Origin of the sequence: Clostridioides sp. ZZV15-6383 (assembly GCF_020657735.1) — a bacterium.
In the GTDB taxonomy this organism is placed as follows: domain Bacteria; phylum Bacillota; class Clostridia; order Peptostreptococcales; family Peptostreptococcaceae; genus Clostridioides; species Clostridioides difficile_D.
The window spans coordinates 49,407-67,013 of record NZ_JAGWCV010000006.1; the positions used below are offsets into that span (position 1 = coordinate 49,407).

14 protein-coding genes and 1 riboswitch are annotated in these 17,607 nt (G+C 30.3%); all 14 genes read right to left on the bottom strand.

All coding sequences use genetic code 11. From position 1 onward, the window contains the following. Positions 1 to 4: 4 nt before the first annotated feature. Positions 5 to 733 carry an APC family permease gene (locus KGF42_RS20405; RefSeq protein WP_413926989.1) on the bottom strand — a complete coding sequence of 243 codons (729 nt, stop codon included), beginning with the start codon at positions 731 to 733 and terminating at the stop codon, positions 5 to 7. A 37-nt stretch (positions 734 to 770) separates the two neighbouring features. Beyond that, positions 771 to 1,517 (bottom strand): gamma-glutamyl-gamma-aminobutyrate hydrolase family protein, encoded by a 747-nt coding sequence (locus KGF42_RS04115; RefSeq protein ID WP_311315298.1) that lies wholly within the window; start codon positions 1,515 to 1,517, stop codon positions 771 to 773. A gap of 242 nt (positions 1,518 to 1,759) precedes the next feature. Then, entirely contained in the window at positions 1,760 to 2,062 is a 303-nt protein-coding gene (locus tag KGF42_RS04120; protein WP_227822254.1) for a hypothetical protein, read from the bottom strand. 294 nt (positions 2,063 to 2,356) lie between these two features. Next, complete coding sequence (locus KGF42_RS04125) at positions 2,357 to 3,790, bottom strand: glycoside hydrolase family 1 protein (protein ID WP_227822253.1); 1,434 nt, start codon at positions 3,788 to 3,790, stop codon at positions 2,357 to 2,359. A gap of 12 nt (positions 3,791 to 3,802) precedes the next feature. Then, complete coding sequence (locus tag KGF42_RS04130; RefSeq protein ID WP_227822252.1) at positions 3,803 to 5,230, bottom strand: 6-phospho-beta-glucosidase; 1,428 nt, start codon at positions 5,228 to 5,230, stop codon at positions 3,803 to 3,805. Positions 5,231 to 5,315: 85 nt separating this feature from the next. Next, complete coding sequence (locus tag KGF42_RS04135) at positions 5,316 to 7,232, bottom strand: beta-glucoside-specific PTS transporter subunit IIABC (RefSeq protein WP_227822251.1); 1,917 nt, start codon at positions 7,230 to 7,232, stop codon at positions 5,316 to 5,318. A 94-nt stretch (positions 7,233 to 7,326) separates the two neighbouring features. Then, positions 7,327 to 8,166, bottom strand: coding sequence for a BglG family transcription antiterminator LicT (gene licT, locus KGF42_RS04140; RefSeq protein ID WP_054275025.1), 840 nt, complete (start codon positions 8,164 to 8,166; stop codon positions 7,327 to 7,329). A gap of 363 nt (positions 8,167 to 8,529) precedes the next feature. Beyond that, positions 8,530 to 9,717: a M20 family metallopeptidase gene (locus KGF42_RS04145; RefSeq protein WP_227825821.1), complete on the bottom strand. Its 1,188-nt coding sequence runs from the start codon at positions 9,715 to 9,717 to the stop codon at positions 8,530 to 8,532. 13 nt (positions 9,718 to 9,730) lie between these two features. Continuing rightward, positions 9,731 to 11,122, bottom strand: coding sequence for a YfcC family protein (locus KGF42_RS04150; RefSeq protein ID WP_199855965.1), 1,392 nt, complete (start codon positions 11,120 to 11,122; stop codon positions 9,731 to 9,733). Between the two features lie 147 nt (positions 11,123 to 11,269). Next, positions 11,270 to 11,449: riboswitch (Lysine riboswitch) on the bottom strand. A gap of 273 nt (positions 11,450 to 11,722) precedes the next feature. After that, the gene (locus KGF42_RS04155) at positions 11,723 to 13,375 is read right to left on the bottom strand and encodes a PTS transporter subunit EIIC (protein WP_227825822.1); all 1,653 of its coding nucleotides are present in this window, start codon (positions 13,373 to 13,375) and stop codon (positions 11,723 to 11,725) included. A 19-nt stretch (positions 13,376 to 13,394) separates the two neighbouring features. After that, a complete protein-coding gene (locus KGF42_RS04160; RefSeq protein WP_227825823.1) occupies positions 13,395 to 14,798 on the bottom strand; it encodes a Sapep family Mn(2+)-dependent dipeptidase in 1,404 nt (467 codons plus the stop codon). Between the two features lie 266 nt (positions 14,799 to 15,064). Continuing rightward, positions 15,065 to 15,556 carry a PTS glucose transporter subunit IIA gene (locus KGF42_RS04165; RefSeq protein ID WP_227822245.1) on the bottom strand — a complete coding sequence of 164 codons (492 nt, stop codon included), beginning with the start codon at positions 15,554 to 15,556 and terminating at the stop codon, positions 15,065 to 15,067. 25 nt (positions 15,557 to 15,581) lie between these two features. After that, entirely contained in the window at positions 15,582 to 16,394 is an 813-nt protein-coding gene (locus tag KGF42_RS04170) for a Cof-type HAD-IIB family hydrolase (protein ID WP_227822244.1), read from the bottom strand. A 12-nt stretch (positions 16,395 to 16,406) separates the two neighbouring features. Continuing rightward, positions 16,407 to 17,558 carry an iron-containing alcohol dehydrogenase gene (locus KGF42_RS04175; RefSeq protein ID WP_227825824.1) on the bottom strand — a complete coding sequence of 384 codons (1,152 nt, stop codon included), beginning with the start codon at positions 17,556 to 17,558 and terminating at the stop codon, positions 16,407 to 16,409. Positions 17,559 to 17,607 lie beyond the last annotated feature (49 nt).

Genomic DNA, 17,607 nt, shown 5'->3' on the forward strand with positions numbered 1-17,607 from the left:
TTGCTCAACCAAAGCAGCAATATATTACTGATACCACAAACATTACCATTACCAGTGCTTTAGGTACATTTTTCTTAGGATTCTCCATATCTTTTGCTGCAACTGCTAAAGATTCAAATCCTGTAAAAGCATAAAATAAAGTTATAGATACTGCTACAAAAGCTGACGATGCACTTTGACCTTTTTGTATTATTACAAATGGTGTAAAATTAGAACCTTTTATAAAGAATAAGCCTACAGCTATAAATAAAACTATCGGTAATAATTTTCCTATAGTCATTATATTGTTTAAATGCTTAGATTGTTTCATTCCCATAAAGTTTATAATCCCAAGCCCTACAACTAGTATACCAATTATTATATTTTTAGTAAGTGGTTCTGCTGCCTGAGGCCATACAGATGATAGTGTTACAGCAAAGAAATTTGCCATAGTGGCCCAAGCAATCATACTAACTATCCACTTCATAAATCCAACTTCAAATCCAATAAAATCTCCAAACGCCTCTTTTGCATAAAGATATGGACCTCCATCAGTATCAAACCAACTACCTGCTTCAGCAAAACATAAAGCGATAGAAACAGCTAAAAACATACAAAAAACTAATACTAATATACTTGCTGGACCTATATCTGTATAAGCATCGCCAGGTAACCCAAATATACCTGACCCTATTATTGCATTGATTCCTAATAATACAATACTCCAAAAACCTAACTTAATGCCTTTTTCCATTGTTATTCCCCCCAAACCCAACTTAATATAGTTATAATTATTTAGATGCTTCTTTAACTATTGCCATAAATATTTTTTTCATATTATCATAATCTCTAGTCATCATTTCTGGATGCCATTGTATTCCTATTACAAACTCACTTCCCTCCTTTTCTATAGCTTCAATCAAGCCATCTTTAGCTGTAGCTGAAACAATATATCCTGGTGCTACCTTATTGACAACTAAGTGGTGAAAGCTATTAACTAAAATTTCTTTTTCTCCTAATATTTCATATAACTTTGTTCCCTCTTTTATCTGTGCTGTATGTGTAGGTATGTTAGATAAATGTTGCTGATTGTGTTTAATATAAGCTCCTTCAACTAGAGATAAATCTTGATATAAACTACCTCCCTCAGCTACATTTATAATTTGTTCTCCTCTACATATACCTAAAACTGGTTTTTTCATATCTAAAGCATGTTTTAATAATTTCATATCAAAAACATCTCTCTTTGGTGATATTGCACCTAACTTATTATGAGGTTCTTCTTTCCATATAAGTGGATTTACATCTTGTCCTCCAGATAGTATAAGCGCGTCTATATTAGATACTTGCTCCTTTATAATCTCATCATCATATACAATCGGTACAATATATGGTATAGCTTTACACATAACTACTGATTGTATATAGTCATTATTTACATAAGCTCTTTCATAGCCAGGAAACATTCCCCCCTCATCAATTAATAAATTGCCTGATATTCCTATTACTGGATATTTCTTTTTAACCACTTTCTTCACCCCTTAACTTATTTGTGAACAATAAAAAATGCTACTTCTCTATTAAAGAGCAAGTAGCATACCAATATTTTATTTATTTAAAGATTATAATTCATTTTAGAAATACTTTTCCTAAATACTAGTAATATAAATAATTTTATTGACTTATATTTTATTTTAATCCTGTTTAATTTGACTTTTATGAATGGTCTTAAGTCTAACTAATGGGTAAAATAGGTATTTATATTTTCCTTTTTAGTAACCTAATTTACTACTAATACATCTATCCCTTCTGGTAATGAAAATAACTTGTATATATCCTTTTGCTTTATACTCCTATTTATAGTTATTATTTTTGAGACATCTTTTACATATTTTTTTATTTTTAATACTCTGTCATCTATCATTACCAATATTATGTCACCTTTTATCGATTCCTTTTCTGTTATTTTATTTAAATAATAGTTTTTTATCATTACTTTATCTTTAAATATCAGTTCTAAATTTTTATTTAAAAAACATTCTAGTTTAGATAGCCCATCAGTTACTACTGCTATTGTTTTCATCTTATTACTCCTTTTAAAATATACTCTACTCTTTTATAATATACATTTAATTTTAACTTTAATACTATCAAAAAATTGTACATTTAGTATACTAACATATTCATTTATTGGTTTTATGTCCCACGTATCATAGTCGTAATGCCTATCATATTTCTTAAACTTATATAGAGCAAAAATTGTGCCAATTATAAAAAAGATGGAATAACGAATCGTTACTCCACCTTTCTTTGTGATAAAAAATCGTATATATCAACACTATATGCTACTCTTCTAAACACAAACAGTATCTATATACTATAACTTTTCACCATTAGATTCTATTACTTGTTTATACCAGTTAAAACTCTTCTTCTTAATCCTAGACAAGTCTCCACTTCCATCATCATACTTATCCACATATATAAACCCATATCTCTTAGCCATCTCACCAGTAGATGCACTTACTAAGTCTATACATCCCCATGGAGTATATCCAAATAAATCAACACCATCTTCTACAGCTTCCTTCATTTGCTCTATATGCTCTTTTAAATATTCTATACGATAGTTATCATTTATTACTCCATTAGGTTCTTTTTTATCATAAGCTCCTAAACCATTTTCAACTACCATCATAGGTATTCTGTATCTATCATAAATCTCATTTAATGAATATCTAAGCCCTTTAGGGTCTATTTGCCACCCCCATTCACTAGACTTAAGATATGGATTTTTTACTCCACCTAATATATTACCACTTGTATTAGCTTCTTTAGAATCGCTACTTACACATATAGACATATAGTAACTAAATGTATAGAAATCTACACAACCTTCTTTTAAAATTTCTAAATCGCCTTTTTCCATTTTTATTTCGATACTATTTTCTCCAAAATACCTATTCATATAACTTGGATATTCGCCACGCACTTGTACATCTCCACAGAAATAATTCATTACTCTACTATCTCTTTGAGTTTTAACTACATCATCTGGATTACAAGTATAGGGATACATTGTTGCAAATATTTGCATACATCCAACTTGATAATTTGAATCTATTTCATGAGCTAACTTAACAGCCTTAGCACTTGCTACAAATTGATGATGTAACCCTTGAAAACGAAGTTGAGGTATATCTACTTGGTTTATAAAATCTGTAGTTCCTTTATTTAATATCCCTTGTGATAAGTAGCCTCCCATAGGCATAGTAGCCGAATTTATTTCATTGAATGTTAGCCAATATTTTACTTTTCCTTTATATCTCTTAAATATTGCTTCACAGTAATTCATATACAGGTCTATTACCTCTCTCGAAACCCATCCATTGTATTTCTCTGTTATTGCAAAGGGTACTTCATAGTGGGATATTGTTATTAATGGCTCTATATTGTATTTTAAGCACTCATCTATTACATTTTCATAAAACTTAAGTCCTAATTCATTTGGCTCTTTCTCCATTCCTGTTGGAAATATTCTAGTCCATGCTATTGAAAATCTAAACACTTTAAATCCCATTTCTGCAAATAAAGCTATATCTTCTTTATATCTGTGATAAAAATCTATTGCTTCATGACTTGGGTAGAATGTTCCTTTTTCTATAATTCTCGTTATTTTTTTACTTACCGTTTGAGAGCCTCCAGTACACATATCTGAGCAAGATGGTCCTTTCCCATCTAAATTCCATGCTCCTTCACATTGATTTGCAGCTGTTGCTCCCCCCCACAAAAAATCTTTTTTAAATGACATATCTATATCCTCCTATTCTAATTCTTTACCATTTGATGCTATTACTTTTTTATACCAGTCAAAACTCTTCTTTTTGCTACGTTTTAAAGTTCCGTTTCCATCATTATCTTTATCCACATATATAAATCCATAACGCTTTTTCATTTCTCCAGTACTAGCACTTACTAAATCAATACATCCCCATGGAGTATACCCCAATAAGTCAACACCATCTAACTCAACAGCATCTATCATAGCTTTTATATGAGCACGTAAGTAATCAATTCTATAATCATCATTTATATTACCATTTTCCTCTGGATTATCTACTGCTCCTAGTCCATTTTCAACTATAAATAATGGTTTTTGATAACGGTCATATAAAGAATTCATAGTTATTCTAAGCCCTAGTGGGTCTATTTGCCATCCCCACTCACTTGCACCTAAGTATGGATTTTTAAGGCTTGCAAAAACATTTCCTTCTGTTAAAATATTTACTTCAGGGTCTGCACTTGTAAGTCTTGATGAATAGTATGAGAACGATATAAAATCTACTGTATTTTCTTTAAGTATCCTTTTATCATCTTCTTCCATCGCTATATTTATTCCTTTTCGCTCCAATTCTTTTAGGGCATAAGCTGGATATTCTCCACGAGATTGTACATCTATAAAAAAGTAGTTTTCCCTATCTTTTTCTATAGATTTCCATACATCCAATGGATTACAAGTATTGGCATAAGTGTTTCCTGCAGCTAACATACACCCTATTTTAAATTCTGGACTTACATCATGAGCTAGTTTAGTAACTAATGCACTTGCAACTAATTGATGATGCGCAGCTTGATATTTTATTTGTGTTTCATTTTCACCTTCTTCAATATATAGTCCTGCACCTATAAATGGTAAATGAAGTATCATATTTATTTCATTGAATGTCAGCCAATACTTTACTTTTCCTTTGAATCTTATAAATATGGCTTCACAGTATTTTACATATAAATCTACTAGCCTACGATTCCTCCATGCACCATATTTTTCTACCAAATACATAGGGACATCAAAGTGGCAGATTGTTACTACTGGTTCTATTCCATATTTTAAACACTCATTGAATATATCTTCATAGAATCTTAATCCCTCTTCATTTGGAGCTTCCTCAACTCCTGTGGGAAATATTCTAGTCCATGCTATTGACATACGATAGCATTTAAATCCCATCTCCGCAAATAATTTTATATCATCTTTGTAATTATGATACATATCTATTGCTTCATGAGCTGGATAATAATATTCATCATCACATTCAAACATTTTCATTTTTCCAGCTAAAACTGGAAATCTATTTTCTCCTTGTGGTATAACATCAACATTAGCTAAACCTCTACCACCTTCTTTATATCCACCTTCACATTGATTTGCAGCTGTTGCTCCCCCCCATAAAAAATCTTTTCTAAGTGCCATAGCTCTACCTCCAATAATTTATTTATAGTAAATCTCTTTTAAAATAAAAATACCAATTTCTGATTCTTATTAAGAATACCCTATTCTAAGCTAAAACAGTTATCAATTCCTGACTATTACTTATGTACTTTGGTGTTTTTTCTATAATATCCACATAATCAGAATAATTAGTAACAACTACTGGTGTTTCTAAGCAATATCCTTCTTTTAATATATTTTCTATATCAAAAGTTATTAAAGTTTGACCTTTTTGAATCTTATCACCTTGCTTAACAAAAGATTCAAAGAATTTACCTTCTAATTGAACAGTATTTAACCCTATATGTATCAATAACTCACATCCATTATCAGATATTATTCCGATTGCATGTTTTGTTGGAAATAAAGTCATTATAGTCCCATCAAATGGTGCTACAACCTTTCCCTCTTTAGGAACTATAGCTACACCCTTACCTAATACACCTGTTGAAAATGCTGAATCTTTAACTTGTTCCAAAGCTTTTACTTCACCTTTTATTGGACTATATATTACTTCTCTTTTAGTATTTTCTACCATTTTTTGTCTATTATCATTTTTAGAGTCTTCTACCACAGTATCATCTTTCCAGAAGAAGAATGTTAATACAAATCCTACTACAGTTGCTACTATTGCTGCTATTATTGATACATAAACGCCTGTCATATCTCCAGTTGTTGGATTTATATAATTAGGTATGCCAAATATTCCAAGTCCACCCATTACATAACCTTTGACATTCATTATTCCCATTACAGCTCCTGCTGCTGCACCACCTATACAACTATATATGAATGGTGTTTTTCTTGGTAAAGTTATTCCGTATATTGCAGGTTCCGTTACACCACATATACCTGAAATAACTGCAGGTACACATAACTCTTTTATTTTCTTGTCTTTTAATTTAAAGTACATTGCTGCAACTACTGCTGTTTGTGCAAAAGATGGTGCAAATGCTCCAACTAATATTGTGTCAGACCCCATAGTCATAAGGTTTGAAATAGCTATTGGTACTAGTCCCCAATGTAGCCCAAATATTACAAGCACTTGCCACAATAAACCAGTTAATACGCCACATAAAACTGATGAGAAATTAAATAAAGCTAAAAATCCATTTCCAACTATATTGGAAGCATACGTTGCTATAGGACCTATAACCATAAATCCTACTGGTAAAGAAACTAATAAAACTGCCATTGGTACAAAGAAATTCTTTACTACATCTGGTATTATTTTAGCAAACACTTTTTCTAACTTAGCTGCTAATAATACTATTAAAATTACTGGAACTACTGTTGAAGTGTAGTTCATTGCTATTACTGGTAATCCTAAGAAAGTTATATATACTGGTGATTCAAATATTGTTCCAGCAAATAGATTATATAAAGGTTGACTTGTAGATGCTAAAGTATCTAATTGAATACCTGAATAGCATAAAACTGCACCTATAAGCATACCAATAAATGGTTTTAATTTGAATTTCTTAGCAGCTGTATATCCAAGAATTATCGGCATATACTGGAACATTGCATCTCCAATTGCATTTAGCATAATATATGCTCCATCAGCTTCTCTATATAAACCCAATGCTGTAAATACTGCGTTGAATCCTTTTATCATACCAGCAGCACACAGTACTCCTAATATTGGTTGAAAAACTCCTGATATTATGTCTATAAACTTATTAAGTAATCCTTTTGGTGCATCTGAATCTGAATTGTCTATTGTATCCCCTCCTAATCCAGCCAAATCACACACAACTGCATAAACATCTGGAACATGGTTACCAATAACTACTTGATATTGTCCTCCACTTTTCATTACAGTAACTATACCATCCATTTTTTTTAGTACATCATCATTTGCTATTGACTCGTCTTTTAACTTAAAACGTAATCTCGTTATACAGTGAGACAAACTACTAATATTCTCCTTCCCACCTACATTAGCAATAATGTCTTTTGATAATTGCTCATACTTTCTCATTTTTTCTCCTCCATTTTCTTTTTGAAATATGAAGGTTTGGCCAACTTAATGTCACCACCCAATATATATAAACCTAATTATTAGGATTTATATCTTACTTAATACTTTTGCTTACTACTCTTTCAACATGAATAGTTAAGTATAATTTTTCTTCATCTGTTAAATTGTAATTGTATTTTTTATGTATAAATTCATCTAATTTTTCTATACATTTATAAGCATTTTTATATTTTACTTTTATTACTTCTAATAAATCATCTTCATTATTTTCATATGATTTATTACTAATAAGCCTTTCTGCAAAATACTTTAGGTGAGTAATAAATCTATAATAATAAACTGAATCTTCATTAAATACTATTCTATAGTGGTATTTAACCACATTTGTAATTTCTTGTATCATTTGTGTAATTTCATATATGACTTTTATATTTTGATCCATTTGTGCATTAACTATATGTAGTGCTATGAATCCAGCTTCATCTTCTGGCAATCTAATCTCAAACTTTTCTTCTATGTAATCCAAAGCTTCTAATCCTATTTTAAATTCGCTTTGATAAAATCTTTTTATATCCCAAAGTAGTGCATTCTTTACATTTACTCCTTCACGAACCCTTTCTATTGCTGTATATATATGGTCAGTTAAAGAGATATAAATACTATCATTTAATCTCTTCCCTAATTTTTCTTTAGCTTGTAAAATTATTTCATCTGATAATTCCATATACCTCATAGGAATATCTGCTATTAATTCTTTAAATTTATCAGACATATTTGGGTCTGAAAGTTTGAATACCTTATCAACCTTATCCTTTGATATGTGGTCACCTGTACGTTTCTTATATGCTAAACCTCTTCCCATAACTACTATTTCTTTATCATTTTCATCTGTTGTAATAATTACATTGTTATTGAGTATTTTTTCAATAACCATTGTGATTCCCCCTTTCTTAATACTAAGTTAAAGTAAATATTTTTAATTATTAAGAATATTTTGAATATAATTTATTGCATTAAAAAAAACCTATTTATTACACATTAAATAGATTCCCATGAATCCTGAGTAATAAATAGGTTTAGCTTGTACTTAAACAATCACTATCCGTTTATATTTTATTTTAATTATTATTTATTATATGTTAGCAAATTTATTTTTTAATGTCAACTTTTTCTAAATATTTTAATGTTGAATAAGCTATATAAATTGTATTAATAAAATATTGTTTTATCAAAAGACAAATAAAGCAAAAAAGGTATTACCAATTTCATGGAAATACCTTTTGTTTTTAATTTAATATTAATTTAAATGATTTTTCTTAATCTCATCAAGTAGCCCATCTTCCAAATAGATTTCTAATGCACACCCTACCATTGCCTTTACTGATTTGTGAAGTTTATCATAAGCTTCCTCAGAATTTGCATAATTTAGAAACTCTTTTTCATGAACATATACCATTGGATTTATATCCAAAGCTATTTCTGTATACATAGTAGGACAAACTTGACTTACATTACCTATATCTGTAGAACCTACTGGACCATCTTTACCTTCTAATATATCTGTTATACCTGCCTCAATCAAATTATTTTTTGTTATCTTTTGAAGTACTTTGTTATTTATTATATTATCAAAAGAATTTTCAAAATATCTATAAGAAAGCTTAGCCCCTGTCATTAACTCTGCACCTTTTGCACAGTTTATAACTTTTTTAGTTACTTCATCTAAATAACTTCTTTCAGCTGCTCTTACAAAAAACTTACAAGCGGCTTTTTCTGGAACTATGTTTGGAGCTTCTCCTCCATTTGAAACTATCCCATGTATTCTAACATCTGATTTTACATGTTGTCTTAGTGCATTTATACCAGCAAAGGTAAGTTGTACTGCATCCAGTGCATTAACTCCCATATGAGGATGACTAGCTGCATGTGCTGATATCCCTTCAAAACTAAATTCTAATGAGTCTATTGCCAAAGCTTTACAGTTTATATTGTTAAAAGCTTCTATATGCATTTGATAACTTACATCAATATCATCAAAAGCTCCTGCCTTAACTAAATCACATTTACCTCCTGTTGTTTCTTCAGCTGGTGTTCCTATTAATACAATTTTTCCTTTAAAACTTTCTTTTAACTTACTTAATACTATACAAGCTCCTAGTGTAGATGCTGCAATCCAGTTGTGTCCACAAGCATGAGCTGGTTCTTTATTTTCTCCATATCCTGGAAGTGCATCATACTCAGCCAAAAATGCTATAGTTGGACCATCATCATCCCCTAATTCAGCTCTGAAAGCAGTCTCCATATTGCAGTATGGATAAGTTATATCAAATCCATATCCCTTTATTTTATCTACTAAGTATTTTGATGATATATATTCTTCTTCTCCTAATTCTGGGTTATTGAATATAAAATCACATACTTCTTCAATTTCTTTTCCAAGTTCATTCTCTATCTCATAAGCTCTTTTCTTTATACTCTCTATCATGACTTACCTCCTATTAGAATCCTAGAAATAATCCTATTGTCAAAAATACCATTACAAGAATTGTTAATACTACCATTAAAGGAATTACAAATCTAACCCATTTTGACCAAGGAATATTAGCTACTGCTAATGCTCCCATTAAAACACCTGATGTAGGTGTTATTAAATTAGTTACACCTATACCAAATTGATAGGCTGTAACTATCATTTGTCTAGATACATCTACTAAATCCCCAAGTGGTGCAAGTACAGGTATTGTAAGTGATGCAAGTCCTGACGCTGATGGTATCAAAAATGCTATTAAACCTTCTATTAAGAAAGTTAAATTTATAAAGATAGTTTTTGGTAATCCATTTAATAAATTTGCTGCAGAATTTAAAATTGTATCTATTATAAATCCATTTTCTGCTATTATTACGATTCCACGTGCAAATGCTATACATAACCCTGCTGTCATTAAATCTCCTGCTCCGCTTATGAATGAATTAACTATGTCATCTTGTTTAAGCCCTGATGCTATACCTGATATTATGCCTATAGCCGTAAATATCATTGCAATTTCAGTTATATACCATCCTAGCTTTAAAACTCCATATATCATAATCGCCATACCTATTGTAAAAATTGCTATTACCATGGCTTCTCTTTTTGTAAATTCTTTTATGTTTGTATCAGTATTAACCATTGATTCCTGATTTAATGATATACCATGTACTAAAGACTTTTTAGGGTCTTTTTTAACTTTATTGGCATACATCATAACAAATCCTATAGATATAGCCATATATATTATAAACATAACAACTCTAAATTCTATCCCAGAACCTGGTGTTATTTGTGACAATGCTTGTGCTATTCCTACAGAGAAAGGATTAGTTGTAGCTGCTCCAAATCCAGCCGTTGCTCCTATAAACACTGTTGCCACTGCTGTTAATGAATCATATCCCATACTGGTCATAAGTGGAATAAATATCATATAAAAAGGTAGTGTTTCTTCACTCATTCCAAATGTTGTTCCACCTAGTCCAAATAGAATCATTGAGATAGGTATTATTAAAAATTGAAACCTCTTCATTTTATTGACAGTGTGGGCTATAACAGCTTCTATAGCTCCTGTTTTATTAACTATTCCAAAAGCTCCTCCAACTATTAAAACAAATCCAACTACTTCAGCCGCATCTATAAATCCATTTATAGGTGCCGTAAATACATCAGTAATCCCTTGTGGATTTGATGGTGCTTTTTCATAAGTTCCAGCCACAACAACTGATCTTCCGTCTATATCTACCCTTTCAAAATTTCCACTTGGTACTATCCAAGTAAGAACTGCCATTACTACTATTAGTAAAAATATTATAGTAAGTGTCTGCGGCATAGTAAACTTTTTCTTTTTTAAACTGCTCATTTTTAATCTCCCCACTTTTTAAATTAAAATATTTTATTATTGCATCCCTTTTCTACCCTATTTTGTCTAGATGTAAAAAAGCTCAACATGGATACATGTTGAGCTAAATGTGCTAAATACAACATACCTGCATCTTCCCTTTATCTTGTTTAAGATAGCTCTCCATCAAAATTCGGGATAATTTTGATGACAGTACTGTACCTATTAAATACAGTCCCAGCACTAGCTTTGGACACTAGCACTTCGGCACTCACTCCTTTTATATTGCTTCATTGGCTTCCAACCTCTTCAATATTAATCTTAGTAAATGCAACCTCTACCTCAATCTTTTTATTAGATGAGGTAATTCTTATTAAGTTTTATTTATCGTAAGTAATTGTAGCATAATATGTCGAGATTGTAAATATTTTCAGTATAATAATTCTTGCTTTATGATATCATTCTACTGTTCGCAAATAATCTTTTCCTCCACATGATTTAAGGAATATAGTATATTTTGAATACACACAAGTTTTCTAGAGATTTAAAATTATTATAATGCTCTTATAATAAAAAATAAAAGCCATGTAAACTCATCTAATTTACATAGCTTTATATATATTAATCTACACCCAATACAGCTTTGAGTTTTGATGCTATTGTAATAACTCTTGGTCCAAATATAACTTGAACTGAATTTTTCTTTTTAACAACTCCACTTGCACCTAATTCATTTACCCAGAAACTGTCTTCATAGAATCCATCAATTGAATTTAACTCTACTCTAAGTCTAGTCGCACAGTTTGTAATATTTTTTATATTACTACTTCCTCCTAAACCTTCTATTATATAGTGTACAAGTTCTGAATCTTTATCACCTACTTCATATTCTACTACATTGTTTTCTACTACTTTAACATCACCTACAGACTGTCTTTCTCTATATTCTTTCTTACTATAAAGCTTAACTTCTTCTGAGCTTCTTCCTGGTGTCTTTATATCAAACTTCTTAATTGCCCATGTGAATATTATATAAGTAACTATAAAGAATATTGGTATTAAAAATAATAAAGGTAATGCATCTACCTTTTGAGGTTGTAATAAATTAGGGAACATATTTCTAAATGATTCTCCCATTATAGAAACATTAAACATTTCTGTGAATACATATGTCAACCCTGCTAGTGGTACATATGCTGCAAAGTATAATAATGGTGCAACAAATAAGAATGTATACTCTATTGGCTCCGTTACCCCTACCAACATGGCTGTTACTATTGCTGGTATCAATATACTTATTGCTTTTTTCTTATTAACATTGTCAGCCAACTTATACATAGCTAAAGCTGCTGCTGGCAATATTGCAAAATGTATTAATAAACGTCCTGTTGTAAAGTTACGAGTGATATAAGATAGTGTATCTGGGTCTCCCATTTGAGCTAATCTTATATTGTTAACACCTTCGTAAATTGCTCCACCTACTTCCATTGTTCCACCTACTCTTGTATATTCTATAGGAAATGCAATTAAGTGATGTATACCAAATGGTAATAATGCTTTATCCATTGCTCCAAAAGTAAATGTTCCTAATAATCCACTCGAACCTATCCAATTACCAAGTTTAGATAATGCTAACCCTACTGGTGGCCATATGAAGTACATTGCTGTACCCAATACTATTGATGCTATAAACATTATAATCATTGAAAATCTTGGCCCTGAGAAAAAAGATAATGCACTAGGAAGTTCTATGTCAACAAATTTGTTATGTACTGCACTAGCTACAAATCCAGCTATTATAGCTCCAAATATACTACAATCATATGAAAATATTCCTAAGAAAGAACCATATAAGGAACTTCGACTATATGCTTCTGCCTCACCTAATCCAGATGCCATAAACGCTTCTGCTGTAACTGTATCTGAATTTATACCATTTGCTACTAGTAATGTACTTATAACTGTGTGCATTCCTATAAATAAAACAATTCCTCCTAATGCCCCCCATCCTTTTTCCTTTTTAGATAAGCCAAAGGCTATACCAGTAACAAAGAATATTGGTAAGTATCTCATTACCATAAATCCTAGGTCATTTATTACTTTAAAGAATACATTTATGAATGACCCTTCTTTTATTAACCCGCTAAGCCCTAATGCAGAAACGTTTTCCATATTTGCAAAAGCTGACCCTAATCCTATAAATACTCCTGCTACAACAAGTAATATAACAGGAATCATCATTGCTCCAGAAAGTACTTGTAATTTATCCTTCATAGTATTATTTCCTCCATTTTTATTGAAATGCTAGGCTATATAATGCATATATATAAACTTCTATCGCTTTATATAATGTGTCTATACTTATATTTTCATTTGCCTGATGTGAATTTGGACTATCTCCATCTATTGTAGGTCCAAATGCAACTCCATTTTCTAATACTCTTGCATAAGACGCAGCTCCTTTTGTAAAAAGTTCTGCTTCTTTTCCAAAACCTTGTTTATATGCACTTGATAATTTCTTTATTAATTCACTATCTGGTTCTACATACAATAGTTTTAAATCCTTATATATCTCAATTATTAAATTTTCTTTTTTCTCAATTTCATTAATTCTATTAGTTATAAATTCCCAACTTATGCCCTTAGGATATCTAAAATCTATTTTCATATTCAACTCATTCTTTTCTAAGAAGATACTCATTATGCATATTGTAGAAACTCCCATATCTACATCTTCTTTATATAGCCCTAATTTTTTTCCATGATTATCATCTGTAAAGTATGAATTTAAAATATCTTTTATTATGATTCCTTTGACATTTAGCTCTTTGATTTTTTCTAAATCTTTTGCTAAATTAAATGCACAGTTATATGACCTGTGTGGGTTTCTTGATAAAGTTCTTTCTCCTAGATATCTTACTAATACTTTTTCTTCTTCTAGTTCTTCTATCTCTGTATAATAAGCTAATGATTTTACTAACTCTTTCTTGTCATTAGTTTTAAAAATAGCTTCAATTTTATCACATACAAATCCATCTTCTTTGTTTGACTTTATATCAACTAAATTGTGATTTCTAAATTTATCTTCATTTATTTCCTTTTTTATATTAAAGTACAAAATTCCCTTCTCTCCATTTACTATTGGGAAGTTTCCATCTGGAGAAAATGCAAATTTTGGTTGTTCATTGACACTAAAGTAATGTTCCATACATTCCCAAGTTGTCTCTTCAGCTCCACCTACTATCAATCTAATCTTTCTCTTTGGCTTTTCATTAAGTTCTCTTAAGAAAAGTAATGCATACAAAATTCCTATCAAAGGTCCTTTGTTATCATTAACTCCTCTTCCGTAGAGATAGTTATCTTTTTGATAGACTTTAAAAGGTTCACTCTTCCACAACTCTTTAGTATATATTGGTACCACATCTATATGATTAAGCACCCCCACTACTTCTTCACCTTCTCCATATTCTATATGGAGTGCATATCCGCCAAAATCTTTTACAACAAAATCCTTATCTTTTGCTATTTGAATAAGCTTATCAAAGGCATTTCTTATTTCTATTCCAAATGGTTGATTTATATCTTTTGTACTGTCATCTCTAATTGAAGGTATCTCAACTAAATTTTTAATATCATTTATGATATTTTTTTGATTGGATTTTAAATAATCAATAATTAGCTCTTTATTTACTATCATCTTAATTATTTATCACCCCTTTATATTAGTTTTACAAAGCATTTCAGTTCATATCTACATTATAAATTTTGAATATTATTTTTACAATATTTCAAATACTTCTCTAAATTACCATAATGATATGGTAAATAGTCAACAGATTACGACAAAATTATACTTTACCAATTATTAATATTTTAGTTTATCTATTTCATCTAAATCCAATGTACTTTTATTCTGATAAAATTCATCAAAAAAGATGTAGCATTGGCTACATCTTCTTGTATCTACTCAATTTCCATTATTACACTATTGGTGTCTACATTTCCAGGCTCTAGTCTATATTTTACTGTTCTCTTAACAGTATCAGCATCATCAATTATAACTACAGGAGTTATTATATTTAAATCATTTGATGTTATAAATTCTAAATCCACTTCCATTATTAAATCTTTAGCTTTTACCTTATCTCCTGCCTTTACCTTAACATCAAACGGCTTTCCTTCTAGTGACATTGTCTCTAAACCTACATGTATCAACATATTTGTGTTATCATTACTCTTAATCATTAATGCATGCTTTGTATCAAATACACTGACTATTTCACCATCAACAGGAGAATATAACTTACCTTCACTTGGTATTATGGCTACTCCATCTCCCATCATCTTTTGGGCAAAAACTGCATCTGGAACATCTTCTAAGTTAACTAAATTTCCCTTAAAAGGACTGTATATTTTCTCAATCTTATCTTCTTTTTTCTTAAATATATTAAACATAACTCACTCTCCACACTATAAAATTTTATGATAATACTTTTCTTAAAGCCTTTGCTACACCATTATTTACATTAGTATCAGTTACAAAATCTGCCTTAGACTTTACTTCATTTGTAGCGTTACCCATAGCAATACCAAGACCTGCAAATTCAATCATGGATATATCATTTTCATTATCACCTATACAAATAACTTCTTTGCTATCTATACCTAATATATCACAAAATTTTTTAACTGCAATACCTTTTGAAGTACCTTTACTCATAACTTCAAAATTTATCTTTCCAGAACTTACTACTTCTAAATCTTCTTGTTTTTTAAACTCTTTTTTTGCTTCTCTTAAAGACTCCAAATTTTCTGAGAAGAGTATACACTTTAAAATGTCATTTCCAGATTTTTCTAATAAGGTTTCACAACTTGCATTTTCTATTATCTCGATTCTATCTTCTTCTTTATTTTTACTATTTACTAGTCTGTATGGATGTTCTTGTCCTATTTCATTGTTGGCTATAATTCTTTTGCATCCCTTAAAATGTCTATTTAAATTATACTTTTCACCTATTGTATATATCTTCTTTAGTATATCTTTACTTAAAACTTTCTTATACTCGTATCCTAATAAGTTAAAATATGTCCCATTAGTTGATATAATATATATATCATCGCCTAATACACTTGTAAAATATTTCATGGCATTATAAGGTCTTCCTGTGACTAAGGCTACCTTAATCCCCTTTTCCATAGCTTCTTTTAATGCTTTAATATTTTCTTCTGATATTTCAAATCCTTTACCCATTAAAGTGCCATCCATATCAGTACAAATTAATTTATATCTCATTTGTATCACATCCTAGTAAGATTTTTCTAATATTTCAACAAGGTCTTCCTTCTTTCCAAAAGGTAAAAATTCTAAAACTGGACAGCTTATTATTTCTTCTAATTGTTCTTTTGTTATATTAAACTCAGATAGTTTTGTCTTAAGACCTACACTCTTTAAAAACATTTTTATTTCATTTCCTAAAGCTTTAGCTGCTTCATTATCTTCTACTTTTTCTAATTCTCTGTTAAACATTCTCGCTACTTTAGCAAATTTCTCTACATTGTTTTCATAGAACTTTTCTGCAAATTTTGGGAACACTATAGCCAAAGCTTCACCATGAGGAATGTGTGTAACCCCACCTATTATTTCACTTAGTGGATGTGGTGGTGCTGCACCAGCATTTGCTAGTGAACTTCCTCCTAATGTATCTGCTACTGCTAATTTTGTTCTATAATCTACATTATTTTTTTCCTCCATTACCTTAGGTAGATAGTTAATGACTAATTCCATAGATTTTTCAGACATTATCTCTGTAAAATCATTAGCACTTGGATTTATGTAACTTTCAAATGCGTGAGTAAAGGCATCAAATGCTGTTGATGCAGTAATTCTCTCTGGCAGAGTTAACATAAGCTCTGGGTCTACTATACATTCTTTTGAGAAACAATTTTGATGGAATATTGTATTTTTTTCGATTCCTCTTGATATCACTGCTGCTTGTGTAACTTGACTTCCTGTTCCAGAGGTAGTTGATACAGCTATTAATGGTAATTCTTTTTCACTTACTTTGTCATATATTTTAAATGGATTTGTATATGTATTAAACATATAATCCCAATCTATTTTTTCCAGTCCAAAAGTCAAGGCTAATATTTTGGCAGTATCTATACTTGACCCTCCACCAACAGCTAAAACAACATCTACAGATTCCTTTTTTGCTAATTCAAATCCTTCATTTACTAGCTCTACAGTTGGGTTTGGCTCTACCTTATCAAAGTGTACAACTTCTATCCCCTTTCCTATTAAATCCAATGTAATTCTTTCATATAACTGGTCTAATGGCTCTACATTTGGAGTAGTAACTAACAAACATTTCTTTCCATATTTTCCTATTATACTAGGTAACTCACTTAAAGTTCCTTGTCCAAAATTTATTCTTGATGGTTGATAAAAGTTAATCATATTTTTCCTCCCTTAAATTATTGCCTTCATACTCAAATTATACCTATTA

Bases quoted from the DNA above. Each gene is read 5' to 3' on its own strand.
- KGF42_RS20405 (WP_413926989.1), bottom strand. From the start codon at position 733: ATGGAAAAAGGCATTAAGTTAGGTTTTTGGAGTATTGTATTATTAGGA.
- KGF42_RS04125 (WP_227822253.1), bottom strand. From the start codon at position 3,790: ATGTCATTTAAAAAAGATTTTTTGTGGGGGGGAGCAACAGCTGCAAAT.
- licT (WP_054275025.1), bottom strand. From the start codon at position 8,166: ATGGTTATTGAAAAAATACTCAATAACAATGTAATTATTACAACAGAT.
- KGF42_RS04155 (WP_227825822.1), bottom strand. From the start codon at position 13,375: ATGAAGGATAAATTACAAGTACTTTCTGGAGCAATGATGATTCCTGTT.
- KGF42_RS04120 (WP_227822254.1), bottom strand. From the start codon at position 2,062: ATGAAAACAATAGCAGTAGTAACTGATGGGCTATCTAAACTAGAATGT.
- KGF42_RS04130 (WP_227822252.1), bottom strand. From the start codon at position 5,230: ATGGCACTTAGAAAAGATTTTTTATGGGGGGGAGCAACAGCTGCAAAT.
- KGF42_RS04170 (WP_227822244.1), bottom strand. From the start codon at position 16,394: ATGAGATATAAATTAATTTGTACTGATATGGATGGCACTTTAATGGGT.
- KGF42_RS04160 (WP_227825823.1), bottom strand. From the start codon at position 14,798: ATGATAGTAAATAAAGAGCTAATTATTGATTATTTAAAATCCAATCAA.
- KGF42_RS04135 (WP_227822251.1), bottom strand. From the start codon at position 7,232: ATGAGAAAGTATGAGCAATTATCAAAAGACATTATTGCTAATGTAGGT.
- KGF42_RS04175 (WP_227825824.1), bottom strand. From the start codon at position 17,558: ATGATTAACTTTTATCAACCATCAAGAATAAATTTTGGACAAGGAACT.
- KGF42_RS04150 (WP_199855965.1), bottom strand. From the start codon at position 11,122: ATGAGCAGTTTAAAAAAGAAAAAGTTTACTATGCCGCAGACACTTACT.
- KGF42_RS04145 (WP_227825821.1), bottom strand. From the start codon at position 9,717: ATGATAGAGAGTATAAAGAAAAGAGCTTATGAGATAGAGAATGAACTT.
- KGF42_RS04165 (WP_227822245.1), bottom strand. From the start codon at position 15,556: ATGTTTAATATATTTAAGAAAAAAGAAGATAAGATTGAGAAAATATAC.